5 protein-coding genes and 1 other RNA gene are annotated in these 5,085 nt (G+C 58.4%); 5 read left to right on the top strand and 1 reads right to left on the bottom strand.

The window, feature by feature from the left end; all coding sequences use genetic code 11:
• Positions 1–203 precede the first annotated feature (203 nt).
• The 4 genes from ubiG (at position 204) to ISG32_RS27380 (ending at position 2,986) form a co-directional block, all read left to right on the top strand.
• Positions 204–920, top strand: coding sequence for a bifunctional 2-polyprenyl-6-hydroxyphenol methylase/3-demethylubiquinol 3-O-methyltransferase UbiG (gene ubiG, locus ISG32_RS27395; RefSeq protein WP_194774139.1), 717 nt, complete (start codon positions 204–206; stop codon positions 918–920).
• Positions 921–933: 13 nt separating this feature from the next.
• Positions 934–1,608, top strand: coding sequence for an HAD family hydrolase (locus ISG32_RS27390; RefSeq protein WP_194774138.1), 675 nt, complete (start codon positions 934–936; stop codon positions 1,606–1,608).
• A gap of 13 nt (positions 1,609–1,621) precedes the next feature.
• Positions 1,622–2,001, top strand: a transfer-messenger RNA (tmRNA) gene (gene ssrA, locus ISG32_RS27385).
• Positions 2,002–2,116: 115 nt separating this feature from the next.
• On the top strand, positions 2,117–2,986 hold the full coding sequence (locus ISG32_RS27380; protein ID WP_194774137.1) for a DUF6538 domain-containing protein: 870 nt from the start codon (positions 2,117–2,119) through the stop codon (positions 2,984–2,986).
• 28 nt (positions 2,987–3,014) lie between these two features.
• Here the strand turns inward: ISG32_RS27380 and ISG32_RS27375 are convergent, their stop codons facing one another.
• Positions 3,015–3,953 (bottom strand): LysR substrate-binding domain-containing protein, encoded by a 939-nt coding sequence (locus ISG32_RS27375; protein ID WP_194774136.1) that lies wholly within the window; start codon positions 3,951–3,953, stop codon positions 3,015–3,017.
• Positions 3,954–4,132: 179 nt separating this feature from the next.
• Here ISG32_RS27375 and ISG32_RS27370 point away from each other — a divergent pair, with 179 nt between their 5' ends.
• Positions 4,133–4,795, top strand: a complete 663-nt coding sequence (locus tag ISG32_RS27370; RefSeq protein ID WP_194774135.1) for an RraA family protein — start codon at positions 4,133–4,135, stop codon at positions 4,793–4,795.
• Positions 4,796–5,085 lie beyond the last annotated feature (290 nt).

Raw genomic sequence — 5,085 nt, 5'->3', positions numbered from 1 at the left:
CTTTTGCGATTTTGTATAAGCAAATCATAAGCCATCCACATAATTTTAACAACACGTTTTTACGATTTACATCGGGAAATCAACCCTTGTTTAGGCAGCAGTTACCCACATGGTTTTACGAATACCCCTTTTTTTATGGCCGTTCGCCTTGTGCAGGGCAGGTTGATGTGCAGAAGGCCTTCCGAATCGGGGAAAATCACCGCATGACTGAATCCGTGAACGCCGACCCGGCCGAACTGGCCAAATTTTCCGAACTGGCCCATCGCTGGTGGGATCCAGAAAGCGAGTTTCGCCCGCTGCACCAGATCAATCCCCTGCGTCTGGACTGGATCGACCAGATTTCGCCCCTGCGCGGCCAGCGGGTGCTGGATGTCGGCTGTGGTGGCGGCATTCTGGCGGATTCGATGGCAAGGCGCGGCGCCCAGGTGCTCGGCGTGGATCTGGCCACCAAGGCCCTTCGCGTGGCCCAATTGCATGCGCTCGAAACCGGAACGCCCGATATCCAGTACCGTGAAGTGGCGGTGGAGACGCTCGCCGAAGAACAGCCCGGCGCGTTCGATACCGTGACCTGCATGGAAATGCTTGAACATGTGCCCGACCCGGGGTCGGTCGTCGTGGCCTGCGCCAAGCTCGTCAAACCGGGCGGCTGGGTCTTCTTTTCAACGATCAACCGCAACGCCAAGGCATTCATGCTTGCGATCGTCGGAGCGGAATACGTGCTCAAGATGATTCCCAAGGGGACGCATGAATACGCCAAGATGATCCGCCCGAGCGAGCTGGCCATGGCCTGCCGCGTGGCCGGACTGGATGTGCAGCAGACCCGGGGCCTGCAGTTCAATCCGCTGAGCAACCGGTATTGGCTCAACGATGACACCAGCGTGAACTACATGTTCGCGACTCGCCGTCCGTTTGAGAACTGATGGGCCACCCGAGATGAACCCAACGACAAAGAACGTTCGAGCCGTCCTGTTTGATCTGGACGGAACCCTGATCGACAGTGCGCCGGACCTTGGTGCGGCTGCAGACATGCTGCGCGTGGCGCGCGGCTTGCCCTCGCTGCCGATCGAAGCCTATCGCCATATGGCGGGGGCTGGTGCGCGCGGCATGCTCAAGGTGGGCTTCGACATGACGCCGGAACACCCCGAATTCCCTGCGTTGCGAGAAGAGTTTTTCAACAACTACGAAGCCCGTATCCACGAAAGCACATTCCAGTTCGATGGCGTGCCGCAATTGGTGGAAGCACTGGTCGCGCACTCCCTGCCTTGGGGTGTGGTGACCAACAAGGCGACCCGCTTCACCTCGCTGATCGTCGAGCGCATGCCGCTTTTCGCCACGGCCGGCGCGGTGGTGAGCGGCGACACGACTCCCCATTCCAAGCCGCATCCCGCGCCCCTGCTCGAGGCGGCCAAGCGCATGGGAATCGATCCAGTGCAGTGCATTTATGTCGGCGATGACGAGCGTGACATCATTGGAGGCAAGGCGGCGGGCATGCTGACGGTCGCCGCAGCCTACGGCTATCTCGGCGACGGAGCCAATCCCCGCGACTGGGGAGCGGATTTCTTGATCGAATCTCCTCTCGAGCTCTTGAAATTGCTGAATACAGACTAAAATACCAACCCAAGGGGCTGCCCTGGTTTCGACGTGGGTTCGGAATCGGCGTGGTGCATGTCGAGCTTGAGTGACGCTCGTAAATCTCCATTCAAAAAAACTAACTGCAAACGACGAACGTTTCGCACTCGCCGCTTAAACACCGGTGAGCTTTGCAACAGCACGCTGATGGGCTGGGCAAGGGGGTAGCAATACCTCCCGGCTGCAAAGGAATTCACATCAGCTGGCTGCGTACCGGGCTCCTTGGTATGTGGCGAGATCCAAGGGAGCTGGCTTCCTCTGTAGCGTGTGTCTGCGCGACACTGGAGGCGAGATTCAAATCAGAACACTAAACATGTAGATCTGCCCGGTGAAGGCTTGCGGACGCGGGTTCAATTCCCGCCAGCTCCACCAAACCTAAAGCCAAGTGATTGATTTCACTTGGCTTTTTTCTTTTTTGCATGCTCACAGGCTGAACTTTAGGCCCAAGGTGTTACGACGGGGTGACACCATCAGGTGAGCGACACACATGCAAACCGCAGGATTGGGGCTGTGCCGGAACCGGCATGGCAATCAGTTTCATACTCGCATCCACATCCCCAAGGACTTGATCCGACTTGTGGGGCGCGCAGAGATGCGGGTGTCACTGGGGACGGAGGCACGCCGGTACGCAATTTCGTCAGCAAGGGCGATTCATGCGAGGAAAATTACGGCCTTCGATGAATTGAGAGCCTTGATGAGTAGCAGGAAGACCGACCCCACACCGGAACAGCAGGAAGAAGCGCGTAAACGCCTTCTGGAGCACATGCGAGGGCAACTTGCGAGGCAGGCTCTGAAGTACCCCCCTGAGTACGACTCGCAGGGGGATGCGCAGGAGGCCGATCGGGAACGTGAGCTGAATGTGCAAATCGCCGCTTTGGATGCGCTCGCTGAGAACGTCCTTTCAACCGAATTCGCTCATGCACGCAGATTCCATGAAATTGTTGGGAGCGCTGACCCCGGCATGGAGGCATTCAAGCTCACGACAGCACAAGTCAGTGACGCAGCAGAAATAGTCCAGCTTCGTACCGATCTTGTGCGTATCGAGAGTGAATCCCGTGCGAGGGAATTCGAGCTTGAGAAAACGCGTGAGCTTCTGCAAGACGCAGTGAGAAGCGGCGTGCCTCAAGTTGCAGAGCTATCGGAAGTGCGAATGTCCGAGTTGTTGGCCGCGTACAGAGACGCGCCCGAATTTCAAAAGAAAGGTGAAAGGACAAACACTCAGTACGTCGCAGAAGTGGAACGCTTTTACCATGCGGCTTTTTCTGCGCCATGCGGATACGATGGCCACTATCAGGATGATCGGCTTCGACCGCTCTTGGTCCATCTGATTGTGACGCCCGCTGATGGCCGTTCCTGATGCTCCCAATGTGGCTACGTTGTGCTCTTCAGGAGCGTTGCGCAGGTGCAGACCGCATTTGGGGCTTGGCTTGAGATCGTAACCATGCGACGGCTTCGTCTACCATGGGATGGTGACGGCTCTTGTTCCATGCTGCTGCGGCCGTCACGACCACGACTCTTTCCCTCAGCGGCCTGACCACCACATTCTCTGGCACCAGCCGGCGCATGGAGGATGGCACCAGAGCCACACCTTGCCCACAACTGACGTAGGCGATTTGCGACGTTACCGAGCGCACCTCATGCAGTACACGCGGGGCAAATCCATGGGTGCGGCAGATACTGGTCAACATGTCGAAATACACCGGGCTGACCTGCCGAGAGGACATCACTAGTTGCTCTGCGCCGAGGGACTTCAGGCGAATCCGTGGTTGAGCCGCTAGAGGATGGTTCTTCGTAAGCGCCACAGCCAGGCGGTCCTCTTGCATCGTAATCGTCGCGATATCACTGCCAACTTCGCCATCGAGCCGGGCAAACGCCAGGTCCAACTCACCGGCCTCCAGTGCCGGGATGGCTTCCACGCTATCGATTTCCTTGACGAACACCGTCAGATGCGGATGCGCCCGCTTCAATGCGTCGAGCAATGGGGGAACTGTTTCCAGCATGGCCGATGTAATGGCTCCTACGTGCAGTACGCCGGATTGACCGGAGGCGACCTCGCGCACTACGCGCTCTAGTTGCTCGACCTGGCCGGCAAACTGGCGCACGGCGGGCAGGATGGCTGCACCTGCAGGACTCAATTGGGTGCCACGCCTGGAACGCTCGAACAACTGCATCTTGAGGGACTGTTCCAGCACCTTGATCTGCTCCGTCAAGGGAGGTTGAGACATGCTGAGCCTCTGCGCTGCGCGGCCAAAGTGCAGCTCTTCGGCTACGGCAAGGAACATCCACAGCTGCCGTATCAGGCGGAAGTCAATCGTATTGTTCATACTGGTTCTCTAGGCAGAGTGCGTGTGTGATGAGTTTGAGCGAGCCACTCTCTTTTTGTTCTGGGGTAACGTCCTCGTTGTCTGATCTGATTTTCGGATTACACAGATACCAAGTTCGGAATTTACATATTAGATCGTCGCTTCGATCATGCCTAGGTATCTTCACTGAACTTAGTGCAATGACCCAACGCTCACTCCTTGACCGCCTCGCGTCCCTTGACACGAACACCGTCTCCGATGCGCTCGACTTCCTTAACCTGCCGGGCGCTACCTACGGTCTGCGTCCGTTGTGGGATTGCCCCAAGATCGTCGGCCGCGCCAGCACCATCCAGCTTGGCCGCAAAGGCGACGCCAAACCGGCAGCCCATCTGATCTCTCCCGTCATCGACGCCGTGACCACCGACGACCGTGTGCTGGTGGTCGCTGGGGGTGCCGACGGTATCTCGTGCTGGGGCGACATCCTGGCCAATGCTGCCGTGTCCAAGCAGGTGCGTGGCACCGTCATCGACGGCCTGAGCCGCGATATCGAGGGCAGCGAGTCGGTGAGCTACCCGGTCTATGGCCGCGGTGTGACCATGATCAGCGCCCGTAACCGGGTGATCCAGATCGACTCGGGCCAACCCGTGCAGATGGCGGGCGTCACCGTGAACGAGGACGACTACGTGATCGCCGACCGCTGCGGCACGGTCTTTGTGCCCACCGCGCGCATCGAAGAGGTGCTGGATTTCGGCGAGCGCATCGCCAAGCGCCAGGACGGCATGGTGGCCGCCGTGCGCGCCGGCCGGTCCGTGGCTGAAGTCATGCACGACAAGGAATTCGAGGCCATCGCGGTCAAGACCTAAGAGCGTGTTGACGATCTCCACACGGTCTTGCAGGCGCGGCCTCGGGAGGTCTGCTGCGTTGCAAATCCTCGCAATAGCACGAGCTATTGCTGCGGTTTGCGCCTTGCAGCCCATCCCGATCCGCATCCCGCAAGCCTCGCGCCGAGATCGCAAACACGCTCTAAGAGCGGCTAACACAACTTCAATTTGAGGGCTCCAAAAGCATTTATGCTTCACAGTCTCATGTCCCGAGCCCCCATCAGCAAAGAGTTGTGGCAACAACTGCAACCCCTCATTCCCCCGTTCATTGC

The organism is Diaphorobacter caeni, assembly GCF_015354245.1.
GTDB classification, from domain to species: Bacteria; Pseudomonadota; Gammaproteobacteria; order Burkholderiales; family Burkholderiaceae_C; genus Diaphorobacter_A; species Diaphorobacter_A caeni.
This window is presented reverse-complemented; position numbering and strand designations above follow the sequence as displayed.